The sequence below is a fragment of the Streptosporangium brasiliense genome, from assembly GCF_030811595.1.
In the GTDB taxonomy this organism is placed as follows: domain Bacteria; phylum Actinomycetota; class Actinomycetes; order Streptosporangiales; family Streptosporangiaceae; genus Streptosporangium; species Streptosporangium brasiliense.
In genome coordinates, this window is sequence record NZ_JAUSRB010000001.1 from 1135583 (window position 1) to 1158292 (window position 22710).

Consider the following 22710-nt stretch of genomic DNA (forward strand, 5'->3'; position numbering starts at 1 on the left):
ACGAAAACCCGGGGCAAACCCTTGGCCCCCTTCGGACCTCCCGCTGCTGGACCGCGCCGGGGACCGGTGTGTGTACTGCTGTCATGCCGAACGTGAACCCCACGCCGCCGGCGGGGACGGCCGGCTTCAACGCGCTGAGCGTCGCCGAGGCCGAGGCCGGACTGCTGACGTGCTGCGCCTCCCGGGCCTTCGCCCGTCAGGTGGCCGCGCGGCGCCCCTACCGCGACCTCGCCGAGCTGGCCGAGACGGCTGTCGCCGCGGTGCGCGCCCTGGCCTGGCCGGACGTCCAGGAGGCACTGGAGGCGCACCCGCGCATCGGGGGAGCGCGCCGGCGGGGCCGGCCGGGAGGCGTCCTGGTCCCGGCGGGAGCAGTCCGGCGTGGCGGCGGCCGGCCAGGCGGTGCTCGACGGGCTGGCCGAGGGCAACCGGGCCTACGAGGAGCGGTTCGGCCACGTCTACCTGGTCTGCGCCACCGGCCTGACGGCCGAGGAGATGCTGAGCCGGCTGCGCGGGCGGCTGCGTAACGACGACGACGCGGAGCACGGGGTCGTCCGCGCCGAACTCGCCGAGATCACCCGCCTGCGCGTGGCGAAGCTGCTGGAAGAGACCGCATGACGAGAGACCGCATGACGGAGGAGGAGGTCGCATGAGAGAGGAGGAGCGAGCATGAGCCTGTCCACACATGTGCTGGACGCCGCGCTGGGCAGGCCCGCGGCCGGCGTCGCCGTACGGCTGGAGCGGGCGGGGGCGGTGCTGGCCGAGGGCGTCACCGACGCCGACGGCCGGATAGGCGGCTGGACGTCCGGGGCGGGCGCCCACCGGCTGGTCTTCGACACCGGCGGCTACTTCGCCGCCCGGCGGGTGGAGACCTTCTACCCGCAGGTCTCGATCGACTTCACGGTCCGGGACCCGGACGAGCACCATCACGTGCCCCTGCTGCTGAGCCCGTTCGCCTACTCGACGTATCGAGGGAGCTAGACATGGCCGTCATCCTCGGGCCCAATCGCTACGGCAAGGCCGAGACCCGCCTGGTCCGCGTCGTCAGGGACGGCGGCGTCCACCACATCAAGGACATCAACGTCAGCTCCGCGCTCTCGGGCGACATGCGGGAGACGCACCTGCGGGGCGACAACGCCGCGGTGCTGCCGACGGACACGCAGAAGAACACCACCTACGCCTTCGCCAGGAAGCACGGCGTGGATCAGATCGAGGACTTCGCGCTGCTGCTGGCCCGCCACTACGTGAGCTCCCAGCCGGCCGTCCACCACGCCCGCGTGGAGATCGAGGAATACTTCTGGGACCGCATCCCCACCCAGGGGCCCGCCGACGAGCGGCACTCCTTCGTCCGCTCGGGCAGGGAGGTGCGCACCTGTGTCGTCCACCACGACCGCGACGGGACCTCGACCGTGGTCTCCGGGCTCAAGAACCTGATGGTGCTGAACTCCACCGGCTCGGAGTTCCACGGCTTCGCCGTCGACGACTACACCACCCTCCAGCCCGCCTTCGACCGCGTCCTGGCCACCGAGGTCTCGGCCGCGTGGCGGCATGTCTCCGACGGGTCCCCGTTCGGCAAGTCGTACAGTGAGGTGCGGCGATGCCTGCTGGAGGCGTTCGCCGACACCCACAGCCTGTCGCTGCAGCAGACGCTCTACGCGATGGGCGAGCGGGTGCTGCAGGCCCGTGGCGAGATCTGCGAGGTGCGCCTGGCGATGCCGAACAAGCACCACTTCCCGGTGGATCTGACACCGTTCGGGCTCGACAACCCGGACGAGGTGTTCTACGCCGCCGACCGCCCCTACGGGCTGATCGAGGGCGCCGTGCTCCACGACGACGCCCCCGCCGCCCACTGCGCCTGGGACTGACCATGGATTTCCTGCGACCGCAGACATGGGCCGAGGCACTGGCGGCCAAGGCCGAGACGCCCGAGGCCGCGCCCATCCAGGGCGGCACCGACATGATGGTGGAGCTCAACTTCGACCTCCGCCGGCCCGCCGCGCTGCTCGACCTGAACCGGGTCGCCGAGCTGACCTCGTGGAGCGCCGAGGAGGACGGGCGGCTGCGGGTCGGCGCGGGCGTGCCGTACGCGCGGCTGATCACCGAGCTCGGCGACCGCCTGCCGGGCCTGGCGCAGGCGGCGCGGACGGTCGGTTCGCCGCAGATCCGCAACCGCGGCACCGTGGGAGGCAACCTCGGCGCGGCCTCGCCCGCCGGGGACAGCCACCCGCCGCTGCTGGCCGGGGACGCGGTCATCGAGGTCGAGTCCGCCGCCCGCGGCGTGCGGATGATCCCCGCCGCCGGGTTCTACCTCGGGGTCAAGCGGAGCGCCCTGGCGGCCGACGAGCTGATCCGGGCGTTCTGGATGAGCCCCGCGAGCGGCCCCCAATACTTCTCCAAGGTCGGCACCCGCAACGCCATGGTGATCGCGGTCTGCTCGTTCGCGGTCGCGCTCCACCCCGGCGAGCGGCGGGTGGGCACCGGCATCGGCTCGGCCGCCCCGACCCCCCGCCGGGCGGCGGCGGCCGAGGAGTTCCTCGCCGCCGAACTCGACTGGGACGCCCCGCTCGACCCCGCGGTGCTGCGGCGCTTCGGCGAGCTGGCCGCGGAGGCGGCCTCGCCGATCGACGACGTGCGCGGCACCGCCGGCTACCGCAGGCACGCCATCGGCGTGATGGCGCGCCGCACCCTGACCTGGGCATGGAACGACTTCCGCGCCGGACAGCTTGGAAGGAGGGCGGGCTGATGCGCGTCAGCTTCACCGTCAACGGCCGCGAGGAGACGGCCGACGACGTCTGGGAGGGCGAGAGCCTGCTGTACGTCCTGCGCGAGCGGGTGGGCCTGCCGGGCGCCAAGAACGCCTGCGAGCAGGGCGAGTGCGGCTCGTGCACCGTCTACCTCGACGGCGCCCCCGTCTGCGCCTGCCTGGTGGCGGCGGGCCAGGCCGAGGGGCGGCGGATCCGCACGGTCGAGGGACTGGCCGAGGGCGACCGGCTCGACCCGCTGCAGGAGGCCTTCGTCGAGTGCGGCGCCGTCCAGTGCGGCTTCTGCACCCCCGGCCTCATCGTCCAGGCCCACGACCTGATCGAGCGGGTCCCGCGCCCCTCCGACGCCGAGATCCGCGAGGCGCTGGCGGGCAACCTGTGCCGGTGCACCGGCTACGAGAAGATCATTGAGGCCGTACGGCTCGCCGCCGCCCGGAAGTCGGCCGCGGAGTGAGCGGGCGGGACGGCGGCCGGGCGGGTACGCGGGCCGGGCGGCCGGAGGAGGCCACATGGGCGCGACCCTGATCGAGAACGTGCACATCGCCCCGGTCGTGGGCCCGGAGATCCCCTCCGGCCACATCCACGTCGAGGGCGACCGGATCGCGGCGCTCGGCCCCGGCCCCGCCCCGGCGGTCCCGGGCGCCGCCAGGGTCGACGGCGCCGGCTGCCTGGCCACCCCCGGTCTGGTCAACACCCACCACCACCTCTACCAGTGGGCCTCCCAGGGCCTGGCCCAGGAGGCCACGCTCTTCGAATGGCTGGTGGCCCTCTACCCGGTGTGGGCCGCGATGGACGCCGAGATCGTCAGGGGCGCGGCGGGCGCGGGCCTGGGCCATCTGGCGCTGTCGGGCTGCACCACCTCCAGCGACCACCACTACATCTTCCCCAAGGGCCGCGGCGACCTGTTCGCCGCGGAGATCGAGGCGGCCCGGGAGGTGGGCATCCGCTTCCACCCCGCCCGGGGGTCGATGGACCGGGGCGCCTCCCGGGGCGGCCTACCGCCGGACGTGGTGGTGGAGGAGCTCGACGAGATCCTCACCGCGACGGCCGAGGCCGTCGACGCCTACCACGACCCGTCCTTCTCCTCGAAGCTGCGCGTCGCCGTCGCCCCGTGCTCGCCGTTCTCGGTCACCGCCGACCTGATGACCGAGGCGGCCTCGCTGGCCAGGGCCAAGGGGGTGCGCCTGCACACCCACCTGGCCGAGACCCTCGACGAGGAGGAGCACTGCCTGGCCCAGTTCGGCATGCGCCCGGTCGACTACATGGACAAGCTCGGCTGGCTCGGCCCGGACGTGTGGTTCGCCCACACGGTCCACCTGAGCGACTCCGACATCGGCAGGTTCGCCCGGACCGGCACCGGCTCGGCGCACTGCCCGAGCTCCAACGGCCGTCTCGGCGCCGGGATCGCCCGGGTGTCGCAGATGCTCCAGCGCGGCGCGAACGTCGGTCTCGGGGTGGACGGCAGCGCCTCCTCCGAGCTGACCTCGCTGTCGGGGGAGATGCGCCAGACGCTGCTGTTGCAGCGGGCCAGATACGGACCGGCCGCGCTCACCGCCCGGCAGGCCCTGGAGATCGCCACCCTCGGCGGCGCGCGGAACCTGGGCCGCCAGGAGGAGATCGGCTCCCTGGAGGCCGGCAAACTCGCCGACATCGCCCTGTGGCGGACCGGTGAGGGCTTCGCCTCGGCCGTCGCCGACCCGCTCTGCGCCCTGGTCTTCGGCAGCCGGCAACCACCGCTGGCCCGCCTCCTGGTGGGCGGTGAGACGGTCGTGGAGGACGACGAGCTGCGCACGGTCGCCCAGGACGAGCTCGGCCGCGCCGGCGGCGCGGCCCGCCGCCGCCTGATGCGCCTGGCCGGCGAGCGGGGCGTGGCCGTGGGCGGGGAGGCCGGCCGGTGAGCGGACCCGGCGGGCGCGCCGAGCCGGCCGGTTCCGGGCGCGGCCTACGCGCGCCGGGCCGCCGGGCCGTGGGCGGGTGCGGGCCCGCCGCCGGGCGGGTGTGATGATGGTCGTCCATCTCACCGGGTTCCGGAACGCGCTCGCCCCGGCCGCGCCGGCCGCGCGCGTGTCCGCCCATCCTCCACCAGGGAGCAGGGTTGTCTGAGTCGTCAGGGCATGTCGTCATCGCCCCGGACAAGTTCAAGGGGTCGCTGACCGGGGCCGAGGTCGCCGCCCGGGTGGCGGCGGGCCTGGGCCCGGACGTCGCCACGGTCGCGCTGCCGGTGGCCGACGGCGGCGACGGCACCGTGGACGCGGTCGTGGCCTGCGGGTTCAGCCGTGTCGAGGTCGAGGTCACCGGCCCCGCCGGGCAGCCGGTCCGGGCCGCCTACGCCTGGCGCGAGCCCGCCGGGGACGCCGGCCCGGACCCCTCGCCCACCCCGGCGCGCGCCGGGGTGGCGACGGCCGTGATCGAGCTTGCCGAGGCGTCCGGCCTGCGCCGCCTGACCGGCGGCCTCCAGGCGCTGACCGCCACCAGCTACGGCACCGGCGAGCTGATCGCCCATGCCGTGCGGCGCGGCGCCGGGCGGATCGTGCTCGGGCTCGGCGGCAGCGCCTCCACCGACGGGGGCGCCGGCATGATGCAGGCGCTGGGCGTCCGCTTCCTGGACGCCGACGGGCGGGAGCTGCCGTACGGCGGCGCCGCCCTGCGTGACCTGGAGAAAATCGATAAATCCGGACTTATCGCGATTGATGATGTCGAGTTCGTCGTCGCCAGCGACGTGGACAACCCGCTGCTGGGCCCGTACGGCGCCGCCGCCGTGTACGGCCCGCAGAAGGGCGCGGACCCCGAGGAGGTGAAGGTGCTCGAAAGGGCCCTCGCCAGACTCGCCGCCGTCGCCGCGCACACCCACGGCCTGGCCGGCGCCATCGAGCACGACGGGATCGTCCGCCCGATGGGCGTGGCCGCCCAGCCGGGCGCGGGCGCCGCCGGAGGGGTCGGCTTCGCCGCCCTGGCCTTTCTGTCGGCCGACGTCCGTCCCGGCATCGAATACCTGCTCGACCTGCTCGGCTTCCACGCCCTGCTCGACGGCGCCCGCCTCGTCGTCACCGGAGAGGGCTCGCTGGACGGGCAGACCCTGCGCGGCAAGGCTCCCGCCGGGGTCGCGGCCGCCGCGGTCAAGGCGGGGGTCCCCGTCGTCGCGGTCTGCGGGCGCCGCGACCTCGGCGACGAGGAGCTGGAGGCGGCGGGCATCACGGCCGCCTACGCGCTCACCGACATCGAGCCCGACCCGGCCGTGTGCATGTCCGAGGCGGGTCCGCTGCTGGAGCGGGTCGCGCGCGAGATCGCGCGGAGACATCTTTGACGGGCCGCCGCCCGGCCGGACCGCCCGCGCCGCACCGGGCGCCGGCGGCCCGGCCGGGCACCGGGGCGTCCGGCCGCCGGACAGGGAGGTCGAAAGGCGATGAACGCGCGGACTGAACATGTGACGGATCTGGTCATCCGGTCCCGCCGGGCCGTACTGCCCGGGGGCGAGGGCCCGGCGGCGGTGGCCGTACGGCAGGGCAGGATCGCCGGCCTGCACCCCTACGACGCCGTCCTGGACGCCGCCGCCCAGGTCGACCTCGGCGAGGTCGCGCTGCTGCCCGGGCTCGTGGACACCCACGTGCACGTCAACGAGCCCGGGCGGACGCACTGGGAGGGGTTCGCCTCGGCCACCCGGGCCGCCTCGGCGGGGGGCGTCACCACCATCGTGGACATGCCGCTCAACTCGCTGCCGCCGACCGTGAACGTGGCCGCGCTGGCCGCCAAGAAGCGGGCCGCGGCCGGCAAGTGCCTGGTCGACGTGGGCTTCTGGGGCGGCGCGATCCCGGGCAACCTCGGGGACCTCAGGGCCCTGCACGAGGCCGGGGCGCACGGTTTCAAATGCTTCCTGTCGCCGTCCGGGGTGGAGGAGTTCCCGCCGCTGGCGGCCGGGGAGCTGCGGGCGGCCATGGTGGAGATCGCCTCCTTCGACGGCCTGCTGATCGTCCACGCCGAGGACCCGGCGCTGCTCGGCGGCCCGGCGGGCCCCGGCTACCGGGAGTTCCTCGCCTCCCGGCCGGGGGAGTCCGAGCGCCGTGCCGTCGAGCGGGTCGTCGCGCTGGCCGCCGAGACCGGCGTGCGGGCGCACATCCTGCACGTGTCGTCCGCGCTGTGCCTGCAGCCCCTGGCCCGGGCACGGCGGGAGGGCGTCAGGATCACCGCCGAGACCTGCCCGCACTACCTGACGCTGACGGCCGAGGAGGTGCCGCGGGGGGCGACCGAGTTCAAGTGCTGCCCGCCGATCCGGTCGGAGGCCAACCGGGAGGAGCTCTGGCGGGGGCTCGCCGACGGGGTGCTGAGCTGCGTCGTCTCCGACCACTCGCCGTCCACCCCGGATCTGAAGGTGCCCGACTTCGCTGCGGCCTGGGGCGGGATCTCCTCCCTCCAGCTCGGCCTGTCGGCCGTCTGGACCGAGGCGTCACGGCGCGGGTACGGCCTGGGCCAGGTGGTCCGGTGGATGGCGGCCAACCCCGCGGAGCTGGCCGGGCTGGCCGGCAAGGGCGCCATCGCCGTGGGCGGGGACGCCGACCTGGTCGCCTTCGACGCCGACGCCGCCCACACCGTGGACGCGGCCGCCCTGCACCACCGCAACCCGGTCACGCCCTACCACGGCAGGACGCTGCGCGGCGTGGTCCGCGCCACCTGGCTGCGCGGGCAGGCCGTGGGCGACGTCCCCCGAGGAGTCTTCCTGCGGCCCACCCCGGCACCGGAGCGCCACCGGGGGCGGGCGGCGGCTGTGGAGCGCCTTGCGGGGCCGGGGCGGGCGGCGGCCGTGGAGCGGCTCACGGAACCGGGGCGGACGGCCGGAGCACCCCTCCCGGAGCAGGAGCGCGCCGCCGGGGAGCAGAGCGCGCCATGACCATGAGGAGCGCGCCATAACCACAAGTGGAAGGTTCTTGCCGTGAGTGATTTCACCGCACTGCCCGATCTGGCCCTGCGCACCCTCGGCGGCGCGGTCGTCGCGGCCAGCGACGAGTCCTTCGCCGAACGGGAGAGCCTGATCCGCCCCGGCCGCCCCGGCTTCCAGCACCACACCTTCGGCCCCAAAGGCCAGCTCTACGACGGCTGGGAGACCCGCCGCCGGCGCGAGCCCGGCCATGACTGGGCCATCATCCGGCTCGGCCTGCCCGGTCTCGTCCACGGCATCGTGATCGACACCGCCTGGTTCACCGGCAACTACCCGCCGCACGCCTCCGTCGAGGCCACCGCGGTCGAGGGCCACCCCACGGTCGCCGAGCTGCAGACCGCCCCCTGGACGCAGCTCGTCCCCAGAAGCGCCCTGCGCGGCGACGCCGAACACCCCTTCCCCGTGACCGACCGGCACCGCCACACCCACCTGCGGCTGAACATCTTCCCCGACGGCGGCGTCGCCCGGCTGCGCGCCCACGGTGAGGCCCGCCCCGACCTGACCCTGTACGAGGGCCTCGGCCTGGACCTGGCCGCGCTGGCCAACGGCGCCCTGGTCACCGACTGCTCCAACGGCTTCTACTCCGCCCCCAACAACGTCATCGCCCCCGGCCTGGCCCGCCACCAGGCCGAGGGCTGGGAGACCGCCCGCCGCCGCGACGGCGGCAACGACTGGCTGCTGATCCGCCTGGCCGGCCCCGGCGTCATCAAGCTCGCCGAGATCGACACGACCAACCTGCTGTTCAACGCCCCCGCCGAGGTCTCCCTGCGCGGCACCGCCGACGGCACCACCTGGACCGAACTGCTGCCCCGCACCCGCCTGCAGCCCGACACCCCGCACCGCTTCCGCATTCACGACGCCCCCGCCCTCACCCATGTCCGGGTGGACATCTACCCCGACGGCGGCCTCGCCCGCGTCCGCCTGCACGGCACCCTCGCCGGAGGCGGGGAAGGCTGATCCGCCGGCCCGGGCCGGCCACCACGGAGCGGGAGGGCCGGCCCTGGGCGGAAGGGCTGGTCACCATGAGTGAGCTGGTCACCATGAGTGGGAGGGCCGGCCGTGGATGCGGAAGGGCCCGGTCTCCGCCGGAGACCGGGCCCTTCCGCGCCTGGCTACGCCTGGTTCAGTGCCAGAGGGTCACCTCAGTGCCAGGCGGTGCCTGCTGTCCTCCCGGTGGGATCTGGGCCAGGACCACGCCCCGGCCCGGTCCTTTTTTTATTTTCACGCCCATCCCGGCGACGCGCAGCTCCTCCCGAGCCGCCTTGACGTCCTTGAACAGCACGTTGGGGATGATGATGACCTTGTCGTCGGTGGTGTTCTGGTCGTTGTTCTCCCACGGCCAGTGCCATTCGCCGTTGTTGCACTGCGACAGGGTCAGCTTGACGACGGCGCCCTTGTCGATCTCCGCCTTGGGCTGGGGGTCCTGGGCGATGACCGTGCAGGGCTGGGCGGCGTCGGTCTGCTCGACGAACTGGGGGTTGAAGCCCGCGCCGCGCAGGAAGGAGTCGGCCTGGTCGCGGGGCATGCCCTTGACGTCGGGCATGAGCAGTCCCGCGCTCAGTATCAGGTCGACCTTGCTGCTCTCCTTGACCAGGTTGCCCACGGCGGGGCTGGTCCGCATCACCTGGCCGCGCGGCACGGTCTCGCTGGCCTGCTTCCTGACCTTGTTGACGACCAGCCCGGCCTCGGCCAGCTTCGCCCGGGCCTCGGGCTCGCTGATGCCCACGACGTTGGGCACGGCGACCCGCTTGGGCCCCGCCGACTCGATGAGGACCAGCTTGGCCTTCTCCTCGGTCTCGGTGCCCGCCACCGGATCGGTCCGCAGCACGCTGCCCTTGGGCACCTTCTCGTCGTTCTCGGCCTTGCCGATCTCGACGACGAAGCCGAGCCGCCGGGCCTCGCTCTCGGCGATCTTGATGTTCTTGCCGGCCAGCGTGGGCACCGTGAGGGTGGTGGTCTGGGAGAACAGCCAGCCGGTCACCCCGACCGCGATCACCATCACCACGGCCAGCGCGAGCAGGAACCAGTTGGGCCGCGCGCCCTTGCGCGCCCGGGGGGCGGGCGCGGCGGGCTCGGCGACGGGGCTGGTGAACAGCTCCACCCGCGGCTGGATCAGGGTCTGGTTGGCCGGCGCGGGCGCCGCGTCCGAGCCCGGCGCCGGCGGGGGAGCGGCGGGGGCCGACGGCGCCGGGCCGCTCTCCCTGGGCAGCATCCGGTGCGCGTCCACCGCGGCGACCAGCAGGGCGGTGGCGTCCGCCGGGCGGGTCGCCGGGTCGCGGGCCGTCGCCTGGGCCACCAGCGTGTCCAGCAGCGGCGGGGTGCCGGGCAGGAGCGCCGAGGGCACCGGCACGGTGTCGTGCACGTGCCGGTAGGCCACCGACATCGGGGTGTCGCCCTCGTACGGCTGGTGGCCGATGAGGAGCTCGAACAGCATGATCCCGGCCGAGTAGACGTCGCTGCGGGCGTCGGCGGCACCGGAGGTCACCTGCTCGGGCGACATGTAGCCGATGGTGCCGATCATGACGCCCGTCCGCGTCTGGTTGGTCGCCTCGATGGCGCGGGCCAGGCCGAAGTCCACCACCTTGACCCGGCCGTCATCACTGAGCAGTACGTTCTCCGGTTTGACGTCCCGGTGGACCAGCCCGGCCTGGTGCGCGGCGCCCAGCGCGGCGAGCACCGGGATCATGACCTCGAGGGCCTCGCGGGCGGGCAGCCTGCCCCGGGCGCGGAGCACGTCGCGCAGGGTCCGCCCCGGCACGTACTCCATCGACAGGTAGACGTTGTCCCCGTCGGTGCCCTGGTCGAAGACATGCACCACGTTGGGGTGCGAAAGGCTGGCCACCGACTTGGCCTCGCCGATGAACCGCCGCACGAACGCGGGGTCCTCGGCGAGGGAGCGGTGCATCACCTTCACGGCGACCGTGCGGTCGAGCCGGATGTCCAGAGCCAGATAGACGGTCGCCATGCCGCCCCGGGCGATCCGGGACTCAACGCGGTAACGCCCGTCGAGGAGTTTCCCGACCAGGGGGTCCGTAAGCGTCGTGTCCACCCGGCTGAGTTTACGGGCGATTTGGCGCCGACAGGGTCCCGGTGTTCCAAACCGATGCCGAGAAGTTGACTGTTTCCTACGGATTCATAGGGGAGGACGCCTCGGCGTAGCGCCGCCGGGGGATCCGCCCCGCCAGCCGGGCCTGACGGCCCGCGACGACCGCCGAGCGCATGGCCTGCGCCATCAGGTCGGGCCGCTGCGCCCGGGTCACCGCCGTGGCCAGCAGCACCGCGTCGCAGCCCAACTCCATCGCCAGGGTCGCGTCACTGGCCGTGCCGATACCGGCGTCCAGGATCACCGGCACCTTCGCCGACTCCACGATGAGCTCGATGTTGTGCGGGTTGCGCACACCCAGCCCCGAGCCGATCGGCGCGCCCAGCGGCATCACCGCCGCGCAGCCGGCCTGCTCCAGCCTGCGGGCCAGGGCGGGGTCGTCGCCGATGTAGGGCAGCACCACGAACCCGTCGGCCACCAGCCGCTCGGCCGCGTCGAAGGTCTCGATCGGATCCGGCAGCAGGGTGCGCTCGTCGGAGATGACCTCCAGCTTGACCCAGTCGGTCCCCAGGGCCTCCCGGGCCAGCCTGGCGGTCAGCACGGCCTCCCCGGCGGTGAAGCAGCCCGCGGTGTTCGGCAGGACCTTGATGCCGCGCCTGCGCAGCACGTCGAGGACCGAGCCCCGCGCCGACGGGTCCAGCCGCCGCATCGCGACCGTGGTCAGCTCGGTGCCCGAGAGGGCCAGCGCCTGGTCCAGGACCTCCAGTGAGGGCGCGCCCCCGGTGCCCATGATGAGGCGGGAGGAGAACTTCTCCCCGCCGATGATCAGATCGTCGTCCATGCCCGTCAACCTCCCTGTACCGCGGTGAGCACCTCGACCCGGTCGGCCTCGGCGAGCGTGGTGGAGTCCCACGAGCCCCGCGAGACGACCTCGTCGTTCACCGCCACGGCCACGCCGCCGCTGAGCTCGGTCAGCGTCCGTACGGCCTGCGTCACGGTCGCCCCGGCGGGCAGTTCGCGCGCGGTGCCGTTGATGGTCACGTTCATGGGTGCTCCTGGAAGCGCAGTGGCGAGCAGATCGTCGACAGTTCCCCGTCCGCCTCGTCGTCGCAGAGCTCGGCGGTGAGCGGGGCGAGCAGCACCCCACCCCGGTGGTGCCCGGTCGCCATGGACAGGCCGGGCAGGAGGGTGGGGCCGACCAGCGGCAGGTTGTCGGGGGTGCCGGGGCGCAGCCCGGCGACCACGTCGGCGAGCTCCAGCTCCGTCACGCCGGGGACCAGCTCCCGGGCGTCGCGCAGCAGCTCCCACAGTCCCCCGGCGGTCACCCGGGTGTCGAAGCCCATCTCCTCCTGGGTGGCCCCGACGACGAGCTCCCCGTCGCCGCGCGGCACCAGGTAGACGTGCGCGCCGTGCACGACGCCCCGCACGCACCGCTGGAGGATCGGCGCGGGGGAGCGCAGCCGCATGATCTGGCCCTTGATCGGCCGCACCGGCGGCAGGACCTCGGGCGGCAGGCCCTCCAGCGCCCCCGACCAGGCCCCGGCCGCCAGGATCACCCGTGCCGCCCCGACGGTCTCGCCGGTCGCCAGCCGTACGCCCGTGACCGCGCCGGCGGCCGTCCGCAGCCCCGTCATCCGGCCGCGCACCAGCGCGCCGCCCCGCCGCTCCAGGGCGGTCAGCAGCGCCCCGGTGACCCTCCTGGGGTCCACCCACGCGTCCGCGCCGGCCAGCAGGCCGCCGCGGACGGACGGCGCGAGCATCGGCTCCAGGCGGCGGCACTCGCGGCCGGTGAGCCGCTCGGCGGGCAGGCCCAGCTTGTCGACGAACACGGCGAGGTCGTCGAGCACCGCCAGGTCGTCGGCGCCGAAGGCGACCTCCAGCGTGCCGTCGGCGCGGTAGTCGAGGTCGTGGCCGCTGTCGGCGGTGAGCTCGGCCGCGAACGCGGGCCATCGCGCCAGGGAGGCCAGGCCCAGCCGGAGGAGGGGCTCCTCGGTGTAGGTGGCCTCGCTGACCGGGGCCAGCATGCCCGCCGCGGCGTGTGAGGCCCCCGAGGCCGGGGCGGGGTCGACCACCGCCACCGTCCGGCCCTGTTTGGCCGCCCGCCAGGCCACCGACAGCCCGACCACGCCCCCGCCGATGACGAGGACGTCGAAACCGTGCGCCATACGTGCTCCGCTCCCTTCGCCGGCATGATCCGGATCAGGTCCGTGGCGGTCGAGGGCCCGCTCGCGGTCGCGTCGGAACGTCGGCGGCCCCGTGCCGTGCCCACCCGCGCCTGCTGCGCGAGCTTTCCGCACCTCACCTGGCCCACCGCGGTCCTCGTCGCCCGCAGCCCTCCTCTCAGCCCGGTGCGTCCCGGGCTCCCGCGCGTCTTGTCACTCCCACCCTAAGGGCTTCGACAACTCCCTCACCGCGCCGAATGTGCGGTAAATACCGTTTTCGTTATCAAACCGCGTTGGTAGCGGGTCGGCCCGGCCGCTTAGGCTCGTGAGTTGTGAATCATGTCGTGGTGGTTGGCGCCGGCCTGGCCGGCGTTCGGAGTGTCGAGGCGTTACGGGCCCGTGGGTTCGGCGGCACGATCACGTTGCTCGGTGAGGAGGCGCACCGGCCCTACGACCGCCCGCCGCTGTCGAAGAGCGTCCTGCTGGGCGAGACCGACTCCACGATCGTCGACTCCGATCTGGACGCCCTGGAGGTCGACTTCCGCGCGGGCGTGGCCGCCAAGGGGCTGCGCGAGGGCGTGGTGGAGACCACCGAAGGGGAGCTGGCCTACGACGGGCTGGTCATCGCCACCGGGGCGCGCCCGGTCCGGCTGCGCGGCGATGGCGCCCAGCACGTGCTGCGCACCATCGACGACGCGCTCGAACTGCGCGCCCTGCTCACCGCCGGCACGAAGGTCGCCGTCATCGGCGCGGGCTGGATCGGCGCCGAGGTAGCCACCGCCGCCCGCAGGGCCGGCTGCGAGGTGACCGTCGTCGAGGCCGCCGCCGTCCCGCTGAGCGCCGCCCTGGGCGCCGTGGGCGCGCACACCGCCTCCTGGTACGGCCAGGCGGGTGTGGACCTGCGGCTGGGCACCGCGGTCGCCTCCGTGGACCAGGGCGGCCTGACCCTGGCCGACGGCTCCACGGTCGAGGCCGGCGTGGTCGTCACCGGCGTCGGGGTGCGGCCCGCGGTCGAGTGGCTGGCCGGCTCCGGCGTCGAGCTCGGCAACGGGGTCGTCACCGACGAGCACCTGCGCACCTCGCTGCCCGGCGTCGTCGCCGTGGGCGACTGCGCGGCCTGGTGGTCGCGCCGCTACGGCCGCCGCATGCGGGTCGAGCACTGGGACACCGCGCTGGGCGCCCCCGACGTGGCCGTGGCCGCACTCCTGGGCGAGGAGGCGGTCTACGACCCGGTGCCCTATTTCTGGTCCGAGCAGTTCGGCCACATGGTGCAGTACGCCGGCCACCACGACGGCGAGCGGCTGGTCCTGCGCGGAGACCCGGCCACCGACGCCAGGTGGGGGGTCTGCTGGGTGTCGGAGGACGACAGGCTCACCGCGGTGCTCGCGGTCAACCGCCCCCGGGACCTGGTCCAGGGCCGCCGCCTCATCGAGCGCGGGCAGCGCCTCGACGTCGGCCGTCTGGCCGACCCTGCGGTAGCGTTGCGCGACTGTACTGCGGCGTAACCTCGCCGCCGGTGTTTGGCGAAAGGCCCGATGTGGTAGTGGTGGATTCGTGACGCTTTCTGTTGCGCAGATCGACCGGGAGACCGACGAGCTGGTGGGCGAGTGGCTCACCCTGACCGAGGTGGCCAGGCGGCTCAACCTCAGTGCCGGTCGTGCCAAGCAACTTCTCAAGGACCGCAAGCTCATCGGAGTGAGACGGGGAGGTGGCGAGCCCCAGGTCCCCGCCGCCTTCCTCGGCGCCGACGACGTCGTCAAGGGCCTGCCGGGCACGCTCACCGTGCTGCTCGACGCCGGATACAACGACGTCGAGTCGCTCCGCTGGCTGTTCACCCCGGACGAGACCCTGCCGGGTTCACCGGTGGACGCGATCGTCGCGGGCCGCCATACCGAGGTCAAGCGGCGTGCCCAGGCCCTCGGTTTCTGAGGCCCGCCTCTACCTGTGCACCGACGGGCGCCGCGATCGGGGGGATCTCGCCGATTTCCTCGACGCGGCCCTCGCGGGCGGGGTCGACATCGTGCAGCTCCGCGAGAAGGGCCTGGAGGCGCGCGAGGAGCTGGAGCTCCTTGAGGTCTTCCGCGCGGCCTGCGACCGCCACGGCAAGCTGCTGGCGGTCAACGACCGGGCGGACATCGCCTACGCGGCCCGTCCCGATGTGCTCCACCTCGGCCAGGACGACCTGCCGGTGCCGGTCGTGCGCGACATGCTCGGCGACGACATCCTCATCGGGCGTTCCACTCACGCCGACGAGGAGGCGTCCGCCGCGGCGGTCGAGCCCGGCGTCGACTACTTCTGCTGCGGCCCGATCTGGCCCACGCCCACCAAACCCGGGCGGCCGGCCCCGGGGCCCGGCCTGCTGCGGCACGCCGCGTCCCTGGACACCGACCGGCCCTGGTTCGGCATCGGCGGCATCGACCTCACCAACCTGGAGGAGGTCATGTCGTACGGCGTGCGCCGGGTCGTGGTCGTGCGGGCGATCACCGAGGCCGACGACCCGAAGGCGGCCGCCGCGGAGTTCCAGCGGCGGCTGACCGCCTCGGGCTGACCGCCTCGGGCGGCCGGGGTCAGGTGCGGCGCGCCGTCGCGGCCACGGCCAGATCGGCCAGGGCCGCGCGGGCCTCCGCGGTGATCGGGGCGTCGTCCAGCGAGCCCAGGGCGTCTTCGAGATAGCCCTTGATCATGTCCTCGCAGGCGACGAGCGCCCCGGTCTCCTCGATGATCTGGCGTAGCCGGTCGACCCCGGCCGAGTCCAGCGCCGGGTCGCCGAGGGTGGCGCGCACCGTCTCGGCCTGCGCCGCGGAGGCCGCGGCGAGCGTGCGGGCGATGAGCATCGTCCGCTTGCCCTCCCGCAGGTCGTCGCCGGCGGGCTTGCCGGTCTCGGCCGGGTCGCCGAAGACACCGAGGATGTCGTCGCGGAGCTGGAAGGCGATGCCCACGCACCGGCCGTACTCCTCGCAGAGGCGGTCGATCCACGGGGCGCGCTCACGCGCGGCCAGCACCAGGCCGAGCCGGAGCGGCTGCTCCACCGAGTATTTGCCGCTCTTGAAGAGGGCGACCCGCAGCGCGCTGTCGAAGGTGTTCTCGCCGTGGGCCTGCTCCAGCAGGTCCAGATACTGGCCGCACATCAGCTCGGTGCGCATGTGGTCGTGGACCTGCTGGGCCGCCGCCAGCGAGGCGGGCGGCAGGCCGCTGCCGCGCCACATCTCGCCGGACCAGATGAGCATCAGATTGCCCAGCAGGATGGCCGCGCCCTCGCCGAACTGCTCCGCCGAACCGTGCCAGCCGGCCTTCTCGTGCAGCGCCTGGAACCTGCGGTGCGCCGACGGCATGCCCCGGCGCAGGTCGCTGGCGTCCATCACGTCGTCGTGCACGAGGGCGCTGGCCTGCAGGAGCTCGAGCGACGCGGCGGCGGTGAAGAGCGCCGGGTCGTCGCCGCCGCCCGCGCCGCGCCAGCCCCAGTAGCAGAACGCCGGACGCAGCCGCTTGCCGCCCGCCAGGAACTCCTCGGCGGCGGAGATGAGAGGAGCCAGCTCGGGGGCGCTGACCTGAGGTCGCTGCCGCTCGACGAACTCTTTGAGAGAACGATCCACTTCAAAGCGGATGATGTCGAGCGCGGCGGCGGAAGTGGTCATGCACTGACATTATCTGGCCCGACCGACGGCTCCTATCTGTAGAGGTGGGTGTTTCGTCCCATGAGCATGATTGCGGGGGGTCAGCCGGCCGGGTGCCCAGTACCCTAGGGACATGGCTCTGGGTCGCCCGTCAATCCTTCCCGACCGCGTGCCCACCGTCCGCGAGCTCCTCGCCGCCGGTGGCCGGTCGTTCTCCTTCGAGTTCTTCCCGCCGAAGACCGACGAGGGCGAGCGGCAGCTCTGGCGCGCCATCCGGGAGCTGGAGGCGCTGCGCCCCACGTTCGTGTCGGTCACCTACGGCGCCGGCGGCGGCACCCGCGACCGCACGGTCGAGATCGTCGAGCGGCTCGCCCACGAGACCACGCTGACCCCGGTCGCCCACTTCACCGCCGTCAACCACTCCATCCGCGAGCTGCGCCACCTGGTGGGCCGCTTCGCCGGGGCGGGCGTGCGCAACATCCTCGCCGTGCGGGGCGACCCGCCCGGCGACCCGACGGGGGAGTGGGTGCGCCACCCCGAGGGCGTGCTCTACGCCGAGGAGCTGGTCCGGCTGATCCGCCAGGCCGGCGACTTCTGCGTCGGCGTGGCCGCCTTCCCCTACAAGCACCCCAGGTCGGGATCGGTGGAGACCGACACCGAGCACTTCGTGCGCAAGTGCCGGGCGGGCGCCGACTACGCGATCACCCAGATGTTCTTCCGGGCCGACGACTACCTGCGGCTGCGCGACCGGGTGGCGGCCCAGGGCTGCGACACCCCGATCATCCCCGGCATCATGCCCGTCACGCAGATGAGCACGATCGTCCGCTCCGAGCAGCTGTCCGGCGCGCCGTTCCCGGCCGAGGTGGCGGCACGGTTCGAGGCCGTCGCCGACGACCCGGCCGCGGTGCGCCGGCTGGGCGTCGAGCACGCCGCCGAGCTCTGCCAGACGCTGCTCGACGAGGGCGTGCCCGGGATCCACTTCATCACCTTCAACCGCTCCAGCGCGACCCGCGAGGTCTTCCAGGCCCTCGACCTGGCGCCGGAGCGGAGCAGGCTGGCCGTCTAGCGCCGTGACCGGGGCGGCGGGCGCCCCGGCGCGCCTACGACGCGCGGCCGCCGCCGTCAGGAGTCCCCGGCGGTCTGTTCCCTGAGCGGGAGCACGGCCCCGAGGATCGCGTAGCGCTCGTAGCCGCCGGGGAAGACGAACTGGGTGAGCAGGTCCACGAAACCGGCGCTGCGGTAGAGGTGCCGGGCCGCGGTGGGCTGGTCGCGGGTGGACAGCACGGCGGTGCGCTCCGGCCGGCCGGCGCACATGCCGACGACGAGCGCCCGGCCGATGCCCTTGCCGTGATAGTCGGGGTGGACGTGGATCTCGGCGAGCTCCAGGGCGTCGCCGAGCCAGCCACGTGCGCTCCCCTCGCCGTTGCGCTCCGCCATGGCCCGGTGGACGACGTCGTGCCACCACTGCCCGGGGACCCCGTGGAAGCCGTAGGCCAGACCCACCGGAGTCCCGTCGGAGCGCTCGGCGAACAGGCAGGCGAATCCCGGATGGAGGGCGTGGTTCCCCATGATCGTCCTGCGGCCGGGGAGCTGGTCGACCGGCGGGTTCATCGCCGCGGTGTAGATCTCCAGGACCGCGTCCAGCCGGGTGGTGAACTCATCGGGGCCGACCCGTCGCAGTCCGATCACGCCACGCACCCTAGCAGGGCAGACGTCGCCGGGGATGTCGAAAGGGGTGTAAGCGGTGTTTAGTATTTTTCATAAAATTACTAGAGCGCTTTTTGCCGGAGGACCGGCCGCGGGACCCCGGGCGGCGGTCATCGTTCCACCTCCACCGGGGTGCCGCCGGTGATGCGGACCAGCTCGGCGAAGGTGATGGGGAAGACCGTGTGCGGGTGACCGGCGGCGGCCCAGACGGTCTCGTGCCGGTCGAGCCAGACGTCGACCAGCGTCCTGAGCGGTGCGGGGTGGCCGATCGGGGCGACGCCGCCGATGACCTGGCCGGTGGCGGCGCGCACGAAGTCCGGGGCGGCCCGCCGCACCTTCGCCGCGCCGACCGTCTCGGCGATCAAGTCGGTGTCCACCCGGTGGGCGCCGCTGGTGAGCACCAGCAGCGGGTCTCCGTCGGCGTCGAAGACCAGGCTGTTGGCGATGGCGCCGACCTCGCAGCCGAGCTGCGCGGCGGCGGTCACGGCGGTCGGGGTGGCCTCGGCGAACACGACGATCTCGCCGGTGACGCCGTGCTCCTCCAGGACCGCGGCGACCTTCTCGATGTTGGGATGCAACTTTTCTGGCACGCGGCCACTCTAAACAGATTGACCATTGATTGCCGCTTCATCACCTCTGGCTGAGACAGGCGGTTCATACGTTATGGTCCCTTGGTTCAGGCACCGGTGAGATGAGGGGATGATTTCAGGTGGGGGTTGAACGGCAGCTCGGAGTGGCTGCGCTTATGACGGCGGGGGCCGTGCTCGTCGCCTCGCTCGGCTCGGTCGGCGTCGCGAACGCCCAGCCCGTGACCCCGGCGGCCCCGGCCGTCGTGGCGCAGGCCGGCGCGCAGGCCGCGGCGCCCGAGTTCGTCGCGCCCGGCAAGACGCTCAAGATCGGCGCCAAGGGCAACGAGGTCAAGGTGCTCCAGGGCCGGTTGAAGGAGCTCGGCTACGCGCCCGGCAAGATCGACGGCCGGTACGGCGGGGCCACCCAGGCCGCGGTCTGGGCCTTCCAGAAGGTCAACGGCATCTCGCCGACCAGCACCGTGGCGAGCAGGACCTGGAACGCCCTGGAGGCGCCCAAGGCGCCGAAGGTGCTGGTGCCCGGCGGCAAGCCGACCCGGGTCGAGATGAACCTCGCCAAGCAGGTCATGGTCCTCTACGTCAACGGGCAGGTGAAGCTGATCAGCCACACCTCCTCCGGCAGCGGGATCCCCTACTGCGAGACGGCGAACTGGAACGGCAAGGTCCAGCGCTTCTGCGGCGACGCCCGCACGCCGACGGGTGACTACAAGACGACCTGGCGCAGGAGCGGCTGGCACAAGTCCTACCTCGGCCAGCTCTACAACCCGATCTTCTTCAACGGCGGCATCGCCTTCCACGGCGCGCTGTCGGTGCCGCTGGCCCCGGCCTCGCACGGCTGCGTCCGGCTCCCGATGAACGTGGCGGGGATGCTCCCCAGCCTGCTGGGCAAGAACGTGCCGGTGCACGTGCGCGGCAAGTTCGTCCGATAGCCGCAGGTCGAAGCCCCGGGAGATCCTGATCTCCCGGGGCTTTGCCGTCCCCGCAGGGATCGAACCTTTGTTCGTCGCTTTACTTGACACTATGAGTGATCGAATTTATGTTCGATGCAATGACGTGAAACTCGCGGATCACGTCCAGGGTGGTCGACCATGCCCACGCCGTCGTCGCGGACGGCCGGGCCCGGTCGGGACGGACGGGGAGAGGGGAAGCTCCTCGTCCGGCCGCCCGGGGAATTTGTCGGTGGGGTCTGCGAGTGTTGACACCACCGGTGAAGACGCCGGGAGCCGCTTGCGACCTAGGAGGCTGAAGCACATGACCCCTCGGCCCAGCGATCCCGGCGGGCCCCGGCTGTCGACCACAGCGCGGGCGCACCTGGCCGATGCCCGTGACTGCCTGGAAGAGGCGGCCGCCGCACGGACCCCCGCCACCCGTTACGTCGCCGCCCACCTGGCGGCCCTCAGGGCGGCCGCCGCCGTCCTCGCCGCCCGGCCACGCCCCATGGACGGCCGCAGGCGCCGGCTGCGCAGCGCCTGGGAGCTGCTGCCCGAGGCCGAGCCCCGGCTCGCCGACTGGGCGCCCTACTTCGAGATCAGCGCGGCCAAGCGGGCCGCCGCCGAGGCCGGGATGACCCGCATGGTCTCGGCGCGGGACGCCGAGGAGCTGATCTCCGAGGCGGAGCGGTTCGTCGCCGCGGTGGAGAGCCTGCTCGGCGTGCCCACCCAGCCCGCACTCCCCGGCCGCGTCCCCCTCGCCGGTTAGCGCCCCGGCCCGCCGTCCGGCCGGCGTTCCCGCCTGCCGGCGTTCCCGCCTGTCGGCGTTCCCGCGGGAGGCGCACCGGCTGCGCTCCCGCCTGCTGGCGTACCCGCCTCCGGCCTGCCGTCCGGCGGCCCTCCTCGCCGTCCGGCGCAGGCCGATCGGGCCGATCAGGCCGCCGAGGAGGCCGAGGAGGTCGCCTGGCGGGCCGCGCGGTGGCGCAGCAGGAGCATGGCGGCGTCGTCGCCCAGTGGGCGGCCCACATGGCGCAGCAGGTCGGCGCGGAGGGCGTCCAGGGCGAGCTGCGGGTCGGCGCCGTTCAACAGGTGCGCCCTGGCCGGGAGCGGATAGAACTGGCCCGCTCCGTTGCGCGCCTCGATGACCCCGTCGGTGTAGAAGAGGACCTGGTCCCCCGGCTCGAACGGGATCTGGTGCGGCACCGGCTCGCCGGCCTTCAGCGGGCCCATGCCCAGGGGGAGCGCCTCGTCCGGGGGATCGGCGAACCAGTGCCCGCCGCCGGAGCCGAGCACCATGGGCGGCGGATGGCCGCAGTTGATCACAGTGATCGAGGCGCCGCCGGTGATCTCGGCGAGTATGGCGGTGACGAACTGCTCGCCGGACAGCTCCCGGGTCAGGGCGTTCTCCAGCCGGGCCACCAGGCCCTGGAGCTTCGCCTCGTCGTGGGCGGCCTCCCGGAAGGCGCCCAGCACCACCGCGGCGGTCTCCACGGCCTCCAGGCCCTTGCCCTGGACGTCTCCCACGATGATCCGCACCCCGTGCGGGGTGGTCACCACCTCGTACAGGTCACCGCCGATCCTGGCCTCGGCGGTGGCCGAGGTGTAGGAGACGGCCACGCCGATCTCCGGCCCGGCCCGGCGCGGCACCGGCCGCAGCAGCACCCGCTGGGCCGCCTCGGCCACCGAGCGGACGTCGGCGAGCTGTCGCTCGTGGCGGAGCCGTCCGGCGCTGGCCAGCACGCTGGCCATGGTGACGCCGAGGATGGCGCCCATGGTGATGTTGGTGCGGGAGGTCCAGAGGATGTCGTTGTAGAGGCCGAGCGCGACGCACAGCGCCAGGGCGATCACGCCGACCACCGTGGTCCGGGCCAGCCCGCAGGCCACGCTGGCGAAGGCCGGCCCCAGGGCCAGCAGGGGCAGGAGACCGGCCGTCGGGCCGGAGCCGAAGTCGATCAGGGCCACCACGGCCATGACGATGAAGGGGAGCAGCTTCAGGGTGTCCTGGGTCCTGCTGCCTCCGACGGAGGTCAGCAGCCTCAGGAACGCGCGGGTCTTGGTCGACCCCAGTGACGCCATGAGGGCGTCGCGGCGGCTTCTCGGGCGACGCTGAGAGTGATCATGCCGACCATCTCCCCCTGCCATGTCCACCACATCTCGTTAAATGCCATGTTTGCCTTTTCCTACCACAGGGATGGTCATCCGTGGCGCGATGCGGGCGATGTTCTAACGAGAGGGCGAGATTTCCCGGTGGGTGGGTGCGCCGGCCCCGGCGCACCCACAGCCGGACGGATCGTCAGAAGGACTCGACGGCGCGGCGCGCCTCGGGGTCCAGGACGCCCCAGTTGATGAGCTCCTCGGTCAGCTCGGTGGGGGACTTGTCATAGATCACGGCAAGGGAGCGCAGGTCCTCCTGGCGGATGGACAGCACCTTGCCGTTGTAGTCGCCACGCTGGCTCTGGATCGTGGCCGCGTAGCGGGCGAGCGCGCCGGCCTTCTCCTTGGGGAGCTGGGCAAGACGCTCAAGGTCGATCACAAGCTTCGGCGTCGGGCCGAGCGGGCTGGGCGCGGCGCCACCCGGCAGCAACTCCGAGACCGGAACCCCGTAGAAGTCGGCCAGCTCGGCAAGCTTCTGCACCGTCACGGCGCGGTCCCCGCGCTCGTAGGAACCGACGACGACCGCCTTCCAGCGTCCACGGGACTTCTCTTCGACTCCGTGCAGGGACAGGCCCTGCTGGGTGCGGATGGCGCGGAGTCGTGCACCCAGCGACTTGGCGTACTCAGACGGCATCGTATTGGCCCCCCGGCTCTGTTATGTACTGCTTTCACTTGATTGTGCTCCCTCGCAACATATGCCCCAACCACCGGATTGATGCCTGGGGTAGGCACCTTCGGTGACCGGAGCGCCGGGGTTTACCCGATAACGCCGCGAGGTGTGGTTACGGACAGTGACGGTAAAGCTGTGGACGCCTAAGGTCAAGC

Annotated in this window: 24 protein-coding genes and 1 pseudogene; 16 read left to right on the top strand and 9 right to left on the bottom strand. The window is 73.2% G+C overall.

Going from position 1 to position 22710, the window contains the following annotated elements; translation table 11 throughout:
* Positions 1-83 precede the first annotated feature (83 nt).
* The 10 genes and pseudogenes from J2S55_RS05035 to alc all read left to right on the top strand — a co-directional run.
* Positions 84-257, top strand: a pseudogene (locus J2S55_RS05035) (2-oxo-4-hydroxy-4-carboxy-5-ureidoimidazoline decarboxylase); the annotation flags it as partial.
* A gap of 121 nt (positions 258-378) precedes the next feature.
* Entirely contained in the window at positions 379-615 is a 237-nt protein-coding gene (locus J2S55_RS05040) for a 2-oxo-4-hydroxy-4-carboxy-5-ureidoimidazoline decarboxylase (RefSeq protein WP_306857653.1), read from the top strand.
* Between the two features lie 51 nt (positions 616-666).
* Complete coding sequence (uraH, locus tag J2S55_RS05045; RefSeq protein WP_306857654.1) at positions 667-978, top strand: hydroxyisourate hydrolase; 312 nt, start codon at positions 667-669, stop codon at positions 976-978.
* Positions 979-980: 2 nt separating this feature from the next.
* Entirely contained in the window at positions 981-1862 is an 882-nt protein-coding gene (gene pucL / locus J2S55_RS05050; protein ID WP_306857655.1) for a factor-independent urate hydroxylase, read from the top strand.
* Positions 1863-1864: 2 nt separating this feature from the next.
* Positions 1865-2740, top strand: a complete 876-nt coding sequence (locus J2S55_RS05055) for an FAD binding domain-containing protein (protein WP_306857656.1) — start codon at positions 1865-1867, stop codon at positions 2738-2740.
* A complete protein-coding gene (locus J2S55_RS05060) occupies positions 2740-3213 on the top strand; it encodes a (2Fe-2S)-binding protein (protein WP_306857657.1) in 474 nt (157 codons plus the stop codon). Before J2S55_RS05055 ends, J2S55_RS05060 begins: the two co-directional genes overlap by 1 nt.
* Positions 3214-3268: 55 nt before the next feature.
* Positions 3269-4657 (top strand): 8-oxoguanine deaminase, encoded by a 1389-nt coding sequence (locus J2S55_RS05065; RefSeq protein ID WP_306857658.1) that lies wholly within the window; start codon positions 3269-3271, stop codon positions 4655-4657.
* Positions 4658-4854: 197 nt separating this feature from the next.
* Positions 4855-6063, top strand: a complete 1209-nt coding sequence (locus tag J2S55_RS05070) for a glycerate kinase (RefSeq protein ID WP_306857659.1) — start codon at positions 4855-4857, stop codon at positions 6061-6063.
* Positions 6064-6162: 99 nt separating this feature from the next.
* Positions 6163-7641, top strand: coding sequence for an allantoinase AllB (gene allB, locus J2S55_RS05075; RefSeq protein WP_306857660.1), 1479 nt, complete (start codon positions 6163-6165; stop codon positions 7639-7641).
* Between the two features lie 42 nt (positions 7642-7683).
* Positions 7684-8646 (top strand): allantoicase, encoded by a 963-nt coding sequence (alc, locus tag J2S55_RS05080; RefSeq protein WP_306857661.1) that lies wholly within the window; start codon positions 7684-7686, stop codon positions 8644-8646.
* Positions 8647-8812: 166 nt separating this feature from the next.
* On the opposite strand, the gene pknB is transcribed toward alc, so the two are convergent.
* The 4 genes from pknB to thiO form a co-directional block, all read right to left on the bottom strand.
* Positions 8813-10738, bottom strand: a complete 1926-nt coding sequence (pknB, locus tag J2S55_RS05085) for a Stk1 family PASTA domain-containing Ser/Thr kinase (RefSeq protein ID WP_306857662.1) — start codon at positions 10736-10738, stop codon at positions 8813-8815.
* Positions 10739-10814: 76 nt separating this feature from the next.
* Positions 10815-11573: a thiazole synthase gene (locus tag J2S55_RS05090; protein WP_306857663.1), complete on the bottom strand. Its 759-nt coding sequence runs from the start codon at positions 11571-11573 to the stop codon at positions 10815-10817.
* A 5-nt stretch (positions 11574-11578) separates the two neighbouring features.
* A complete protein-coding gene (gene thiS / locus J2S55_RS05095; protein ID WP_306857664.1) occupies positions 11579-11779 on the bottom strand; it encodes a sulfur carrier protein ThiS in 201 nt (66 codons plus the stop codon).
* The gene (gene thiO / locus J2S55_RS05100; RefSeq protein WP_306857665.1) at positions 11776-12897 is read right to left on the bottom strand and encodes a glycine oxidase ThiO; all 1122 of its coding nucleotides are present in this window, start codon (positions 12895-12897) and stop codon (positions 11776-11778) included. Before thiO ends, thiS begins: the two co-directional genes overlap by 4 nt.
* A 329-nt stretch (positions 12898-13226) precedes the next feature.
* Between thiO and J2S55_RS05105 the strand changes: the two genes are divergently transcribed.
* Genes J2S55_RS05105 through thiE form a run of 3 tightly spaced genes read left to right on the top strand, consistent with a single transcriptional unit; the run spans position 13227 to position 15442 of the window.
* Complete coding sequence (locus tag J2S55_RS05105) at positions 13227-14399, top strand: NAD(P)/FAD-dependent oxidoreductase (RefSeq protein WP_370879590.1); 1173 nt, start codon at positions 13227-13229, stop codon at positions 14397-14399.
* 49 nt (positions 14400-14448) lie between these two features.
* The gene (locus tag J2S55_RS05110) at positions 14449-14823 is read left to right on the top strand and encodes an Rv2175c family DNA-binding protein (protein ID WP_306857667.1); all 375 of its coding nucleotides are present in this window, start codon (positions 14449-14451) and stop codon (positions 14821-14823) included.
* A complete protein-coding gene (gene thiE / locus J2S55_RS05115) occupies positions 14801-15442 on the top strand; it encodes a thiamine phosphate synthase (protein WP_306857668.1) in 642 nt (213 codons plus the stop codon). The genes J2S55_RS05110 and thiE overlap by 23 nt, the downstream gene beginning before the upstream one ends.
* Positions 15443-15461: 19 nt before the next feature.
* Here thiE and J2S55_RS05120 read toward each other — a convergent pair whose 3' ends face one another.
* On the bottom strand, positions 15462-16529 hold the full coding sequence (locus J2S55_RS05120; protein WP_306857670.1) for a polyprenyl synthetase family protein: 1068 nt from the start codon (positions 16527-16529) through the stop codon (positions 15462-15464).
* Between the two features lie 112 nt (positions 16530-16641).
* Here J2S55_RS05120 and metF point away from each other — a divergent pair, with 112 nt between their 5' ends.
* On the top strand, positions 16642-17574 hold the full coding sequence (gene metF / locus J2S55_RS05125; protein WP_306857671.1) for a methylenetetrahydrofolate reductase [NAD(P)H]: 933 nt from the start codon (positions 16642-16644) through the stop codon (positions 17572-17574).
* Positions 17575-17630: 56 nt separating this feature from the next.
* Here metF and J2S55_RS05130 read toward each other — a convergent pair whose 3' ends face one another.
* Together J2S55_RS05130 and J2S55_RS05135 are read right to left on the bottom strand one after the other, a co-directional pair.
* The gene (locus tag J2S55_RS05130; RefSeq protein ID WP_306857672.1) at positions 17631-18197 is read right to left on the bottom strand and encodes a GNAT family N-acetyltransferase; all 567 of its coding nucleotides are present in this window, start codon (positions 18195-18197) and stop codon (positions 17631-17633) included.
* A gap of 128 nt (positions 18198-18325) precedes the next feature.
* On the bottom strand, positions 18326-18805 hold the full coding sequence (locus J2S55_RS05135) for a YbaK/EbsC family protein (protein ID WP_306857673.1): 480 nt from the start codon (positions 18803-18805) through the stop codon (positions 18326-18328).
* Positions 18806-18924: 119 nt separating this feature from the next.
* Between J2S55_RS05135 and J2S55_RS05140 the strand changes: the two genes are divergently transcribed.
* Together J2S55_RS05140 and J2S55_RS05145 are read left to right on the top strand one after the other, a co-directional pair.
* Positions 18925-19731: a L,D-transpeptidase family protein gene (locus tag J2S55_RS05140; RefSeq protein WP_306857674.1), complete on the top strand. Its 807-nt coding sequence runs from the start codon at positions 18925-18927 to the stop codon at positions 19729-19731.
* A gap of 322 nt (positions 19732-20053) precedes the next feature.
* Positions 20054-20500: an SAV_6107 family HEPN domain-containing protein gene (locus tag J2S55_RS05145; protein WP_306857675.1), complete on the top strand. Its 447-nt coding sequence runs from the start codon at positions 20054-20056 to the stop codon at positions 20498-20500.
* A gap of 164 nt (positions 20501-20664) precedes the next feature.
* Here the strand turns inward: J2S55_RS05145 and J2S55_RS05150 are convergent, their stop codons facing one another.
* Together J2S55_RS05150 and bldD are read right to left on the bottom strand one after the other, a co-directional pair.
* Complete coding sequence (locus tag J2S55_RS05150) at positions 20665-21807, bottom strand: PP2C family protein-serine/threonine phosphatase (RefSeq protein WP_306857676.1); 1143 nt, start codon at positions 21805-21807, stop codon at positions 20665-20667.
* 217 nt (positions 21808-22024) lie between these two features.
* Positions 22025-22519: a transcriptional regulator BldD gene (gene bldD, locus J2S55_RS05155; protein ID WP_012889498.1), complete on the bottom strand. Its 495-nt coding sequence runs from the start codon at positions 22517-22519 to the stop codon at positions 22025-22027.
* Positions 22520-22710 lie beyond the last annotated feature (191 nt).

What these genes read in the sequence shown, in the direction of transcription:
- uraH (WP_306857654.1), top strand. Translation starts at nt 667, where the DNA reads ATGAGCCTGTCCACACATGTGCTGGACGCCGCGCTGGGCAGGCCCGCG.
- pucL (WP_306857655.1), top strand. Translation starts at nt 981, where the DNA reads ATGGCCGTCATCCTCGGGCCCAATCGCTACGGCAAGGCCGAGACCCGC.
- J2S55_RS05055 (WP_306857656.1), top strand. Translation starts at nt 1,865, where the DNA reads ATGGATTTCCTGCGACCGCAGACATGGGCCGAGGCACTGGCGGCCAAG.
- J2S55_RS05060 (WP_306857657.1), top strand. Translation starts at nt 2,740, where the DNA reads ATGCGCGTCAGCTTCACCGTCAACGGCCGCGAGGAGACGGCCGACGAC.
- J2S55_RS05065 (WP_306857658.1), top strand. Translation starts at nt 3,269, where the DNA reads ATGGGCGCGACCCTGATCGAGAACGTGCACATCGCCCCGGTCGTGGGC.
- allB (WP_306857660.1), top strand. Translation starts at nt 6,163, where the DNA reads ATGAACGCGCGGACTGAACATGTGACGGATCTGGTCATCCGGTCCCGC.
- J2S55_RS05090 (WP_306857663.1), bottom strand. Translation starts at nt 11,573, where the DNA reads ATGGACGACGATCTGATCATCGGCGGGGAGAAGTTCTCCTCCCGCCTC.
- thiS (WP_306857664.1), bottom strand. Translation starts at nt 11,779, where the DNA reads ATGAACGTGACCATCAACGGCACCGCGCGCGAACTGCCCGCCGGGGCG.
- thiO (WP_306857665.1), bottom strand. Translation starts at nt 12,897, where the DNA reads ATGGCGCACGGTTTCGACGTCCTCGTCATCGGCGGGGGCGTGGTCGGG.
- J2S55_RS05120 (WP_306857670.1), bottom strand. Translation starts at nt 16,529, where the DNA reads ATGACCACTTCCGCCGCCGCGCTCGACATCATCCGCTTTGAAGTGGAT.
- metF (WP_306857671.1), top strand. Translation starts at nt 16,642, where the DNA reads ATGGCTCTGGGTCGCCCGTCAATCCTTCCCGACCGCGTGCCCACCGTC.
- J2S55_RS05145 (WP_306857675.1), top strand. Translation starts at nt 20,054, where the DNA reads ATGACCCCTCGGCCCAGCGATCCCGGCGGGCCCCGGCTGTCGACCACA.
- J2S55_RS05150 (WP_306857676.1), bottom strand. Translation starts at nt 21,807, where the DNA reads ATGGCGTCACTGGGGTCGACCAAGACCCGCGCGTTCCTGAGGCTGCTG.
- bldD (WP_012889498.1), bottom strand. Translation starts at nt 22,519, where the DNA reads ATGCCGTCTGAGTACGCCAAGTCGCTGGGTGCACGACTCCGCGCCATC.